This is a genomic window from Psychrobacter piechaudii, from assembly GCF_900162825.1.
Lineage (GTDB): Bacteria > Pseudomonadota > Gammaproteobacteria > Pseudomonadales > Moraxellaceae > Psychrobacter > Psychrobacter piechaudii.
The window spans coordinates 1-3,844 of sequence record NZ_FUGE01000206.1; the positions used below are offsets into that span (position 1 = coordinate 1).

The 3,844-nt window shown below is 42.3% G+C and carries 5 protein-coding genes; 4 read left to right on the plus strand and 1 reads right to left on the minus strand.

Annotated elements, in window-relative coordinates; all coding sequences use genetic code 11:
• Positions 1–241: 241 nt before the first annotated feature.
• The 4 genes from A1019T_RS10940 to A1019T_RS10955 all read left to right on the plus strand — a co-directional run bounded on the left by A1019T_RS10940 (position 242) and on the right by A1019T_RS10955 (position 3,584).
• Positions 242–1,477, plus strand: a complete 1,236-nt coding sequence (locus A1019T_RS10940; protein ID WP_077451663.1) for a lipoprotein-releasing ABC transporter permease subunit — start codon at positions 242–244, stop codon at positions 1,475–1,477.
• A 69-nt stretch (positions 1,478–1,546) separates the two neighbouring features.
• Positions 1,547–2,233 carry a lipoprotein-releasing ABC transporter ATP-binding protein LolD gene (lolD, locus tag A1019T_RS10945; RefSeq protein ID WP_077451664.1) on the plus strand — a complete coding sequence of 229 codons (687 nt, stop codon included), beginning with the start codon at positions 1,547–1,549 and terminating at the stop codon, positions 2,231–2,233.
• Between the two features lie 58 nt (positions 2,234–2,291).
• Entirely contained in the window at positions 2,292–2,492 is a 201-nt protein-coding gene (locus A1019T_RS10950) for a hypothetical protein (RefSeq protein WP_077451665.1), read from the plus strand.
• A gap of 72 nt (positions 2,493–2,564) precedes the next feature.
• Positions 2,565–3,584, plus strand: a complete 1,020-nt coding sequence (locus tag A1019T_RS10955) for a ComEC/Rec2 family competence protein (RefSeq protein ID WP_077451666.1) — start codon at positions 2,565–2,567, stop codon at positions 3,582–3,584.
• Here the strand turns inward: A1019T_RS10955 and A1019T_RS14030 are convergent.
• Positions 3,581–3,844, minus strand: a 264-nt coding sequence (locus A1019T_RS14030; protein WP_425271961.1) for a transposase, incomplete at its 5' end; no start/stop codon positions are given. The genes A1019T_RS10955 and A1019T_RS14030 overlap by 4 nt on opposite strands.

Genomic DNA, 3,844 nt, shown 5'->3' on the forward strand with positions numbered 1-3,844 from the left:
CTATAAGAAGCCATGAACACTATATGCCATTATTACTATTAGTAAATTAAGAGTTTTTGGTTAATAAAACAAGTCACAGATAGATATATTAAAATAATTGCATCAATCAAACATAGCCAAGTTAGCTGTGTTTGTGTCAAACTATGGGCTTTGCTATTTAGCATGACCCTTTAATTATCATTTTAGTTATTATCTTATAGTTACTTATTAGTTAACTTCTAACCGGTTAAGAGCCTGAATTATGTTTCGTCCATTAGCCTTATTTTTAGGATTACGTTATACGCGCGCTGAGCGCAGTAACCGCTTTATCTCTTTGATATCACTGATTTCAATGGTGGGATTAACCCTAGGGGTTGCCGTATTAATTACGGTTTTATCCGTGATGAATGGGTTTGACCGGGAGCTTAAAACTCGTATTTTAGGGATGGTGCCACAAGCCACTGTCAGCTCAGGTGAGATTATTTCTGATTGGAAAGGTCTGGCCGATAAAATTGAGAAAGATCCTGAAGTGGTTGCGGTGGCTCCCTTTATTGAATTACAAGGGATGTTGACCTCAAATGGTCAGGTAGCAGGCATCATGGTCACAGGGGTTGAATCTGAATACGAGAAAAACGTCTCTATTATTAATGAGCATATGGTAGAGGGCAGCATTGATACCTTAAAAGATGGTGACTTTAGTATTGTCTTGGGCGAAAGCATGGTAGAAGCGCTAGGGCTACAAGTGGGGGATAAGGTAACTTTAGTCTTGCCTGAAGCCTCTCCTTCACCTGCCGGGGTCATTCCTAGATTTAAGCGTTTTACCTTAACCGGTGTATTTAATATCAGTCGTGAAGTAGATAACCTCGTGGCGTTTATTCCTATGGGCGATGCAGCAACCTTACTGCGTTTGCCTCCTGGTGCTCAAGGGGTGCGCATGAAGCTAGATAATATCTTCTTAGCTCCGCAAGTGGCGCAGCGAGCAGCTAACCTTGAGCCAGGCTATCTATATCCTAATGACTGGACAAAGACTCATGGTAATTTGTTTGGCGCCATTCAAATGGAAAAAGCGATGGTGGGTTTATTGCTGTTCTTAATTATTATTGTCGCCGCTTTTAATATCGTCTCAAGTCTGGTTATGTTGGTCACTGACAAAAAAGCAGACATTGCTATTTTAAAAACTTTTGGGGCTTCACCAAAGCTGATTACCCAAGTATTTATGGTACAAGGCTTGGTCATTGGCGTAATCGGTACTGTGGCGGGAACCATCCTAGGGGTGATTTTAGCGTTAACGGTAGGTGACTTATTAGGCTGGATAAATCAGGTCTTTAACTTACACTTATTTGATGCCTATTTTATTAACTATCTGCCAACAGAGCTGCGCTGGACCGATGTGTTGATTATTACCACCACTTCATTCTTATTGAGTTTCTTGGCAACTATTTATCCGGCTCGCCGTGCAGCCAGCATTCAACCTGCACAAACCCTACGTTACGAATAATTAAGTGGGTTTAAAGGATAGAAAAGTTTTAAAAAAGTCATTTAGAATAATAGCCATTGAGAAAATAGTATGTCAGAAATTTTAGTCGCAAAAAACATCAATAAAATTTACGATGAAGGCAATATTCGCACCCAAGTGTTAACTGGTCTGGACTTAACAGTGAATGCAGGCGAGCGTATTGCCATTGTCGGGACCAGTGGTTCTGGTAAAAGTACCTTATTGCATCTTTTGGGTGGGCTTGATGTACCAACCTCGGGTGAGGTTTGGTTGCATGGTAAGTGCTTAAATAATATGAATGAGACTGAACGAGGCGAGATGCGTAATAAGCATTTGGGCTTCATTTATCAGTTCCACCATCTGTTGCCAGAATTTACCGCCATTGAAAACGTTGCCATGCCTTTGTTATTACGTAAGGAAGTACCCATTAAAGAAGCCCGCCAGCAAGCTGTAGATTTGCTAGAGCGAGTAGGGTTGGGACATCGATTAGAGCACCGTCCGGGTGAGTTATCGGGCGGTGAAAGGCAGCGAGTGGCCATTGCTAGAGCCTTGGTGACTAAGCCCTCATTGGTATTGGCTGATGAGCCAACCGGTAACTTAGACTATGATAATGCCCAAAGTATCTTTGGCTTATTGGCGGAGTTACAGGACACGATGAAAACAGCATTATTAATGGTAACCCATGATAGAAGTTTGGCAGCCATGGCCGACCGTCAGATGCTACTAAAAAATGGTAAATGGGAAAATTTCGACGATTAAACCGTTTTCATTAAATCAAGCATCAGAGATGATCTTGACCCACTACTAAGGATTTTATTTGATTTGGTTAGCAGGGATTTTAGCAATTGCTTTAATGTTGGCCATTTTGGAGCTGGACCCGAGCCAGCTCTATGCTCTTAGCAATATCCCCCACCAAGTAGGCAGTGATCGCTGGCAGGTAGCCGCTTATGTATTACTGACGTTAATAGCCTTGTTGTGCTCCCTGTCTTATCTGATCCCATTACTCTTAAAAAGATAAAAATCAAACGCTTCACCTCCTATAGCGTCGTCTAAAATCATCACTCAGATCTATCTTAACCCTTATGCCCAGATGCGGCAGCAAGGGCTTTTTAAGCCCATTATTAAGCTAGCTACTTTGCTGCTGTTGTTACTGGCTGTGCTCTGTAATAGCGTGGCACAGCGCTTAGCTTTTATAGAAGCCTCTCCTCAAAAGCCCCTTTATTTAGAAGCTACGGTTAGCCCAATGGGGTTAAGTGATAAGCGTCTAGAAGCTGAAGAGGGCGAGGTACTGCAAGGCTATCGGCAATTGGTTCAGTTGTCTGATATTCAGCTGGACTCTTTATACAATAATAAATCAGTAGCGGACGTATCTGGTCTAAGTAAGCTGCCAGTGACAATGAAGGTTATGCTACAAAGCTATCAAAATAAGGACCGCGAGCTTAATCAGTTAGCCCCCAATCAACAATTGAGAATGAAGCTGGCTTTACAGCCACTTGAATTAAAAGATAAAACAAATGCTGATGAGTTTGATGAATACCGCTGGTTAAGTAGCCGCCATGCCACGGCAAAGGCTTTTATTGTGGAAACGCACTATCCCTCTATAAGGCTTGCGACTGAGTTAACTCTGCAGCAAAAGATAGATGTCATGCGCTATAAGTTTCGTGAGCATTTTTTGCAGTTGATGCTTAAGCGCTCACAGCAGGCAAGTGAGGCAAATTCTCAAATCAAAAACAGCCAAGATGAAGTCGCGGTAACTCTAAGTCTACTAACCGGGGATCGCAGCTTAATTAGCGACGACATGACGGCTTTATATCAGTTTGGAGGCATATCCCATCTATTGGCCATCTCTGGTACCCATGTTTTATTTTTAAGCTTATTATGTGCCACCTTGGTAACGGGTTTGATTAATCGATTTAGACCCAGTATTTACTACTGGTTACCGCGCTGGCAATGTGCTTTTATCATTGCTGCCATAACTGCTTTTGGCTATGCGCTTTTTGCAGGGTTCGATGTGCCTGCATTAAGAACGGCTTGCATGCTGCTATTAGTAGGAGTAATGCGTTATTTTTTAGCTGTGCCTGCTATTTTCAAAATGTTATACCAATTCTAAAAAATAACACTCAAGTCGCACCACTCCCGCTGAGTGATAGACCTAATTAAGTTAGTCTGATTACACAATGCATTCCAAGCGTCACATGCCGCATCGACAATCGCATCATAACTCTCAAAACAGCGATTAGATAACCAATGCTGTTTAAGGTACTGCCATACCTGTTCAGCAGGGTTAAGTTCAGGTGAGTAGGGAGGCAATTTAAGCATGGTCACATTGTCTTGATCCAAACTTGGTTGGTGCCATAGCGCCCCATCCAT

What these genes read in the sequence shown, in the direction of transcription:
- A1019T_RS10940 (WP_077451663.1), top strand. Translation starts at nt 242, where the DNA reads ATGTTTCGTCCATTAGCCTTATTTTTAGGATTACGTTATACGCGCGCT.
- lolD (WP_077451664.1), top strand. Translation starts at nt 1,547, where the DNA reads ATGTCAGAAATTTTAGTCGCAAAAAACATCAATAAAATTTACGATGAA.
- A1019T_RS10955 (WP_077451666.1), top strand. Translation starts at nt 2,565, where the DNA reads ATGCGGCAGCAAGGGCTTTTTAAGCCCATTATTAAGCTAGCTACTTTG.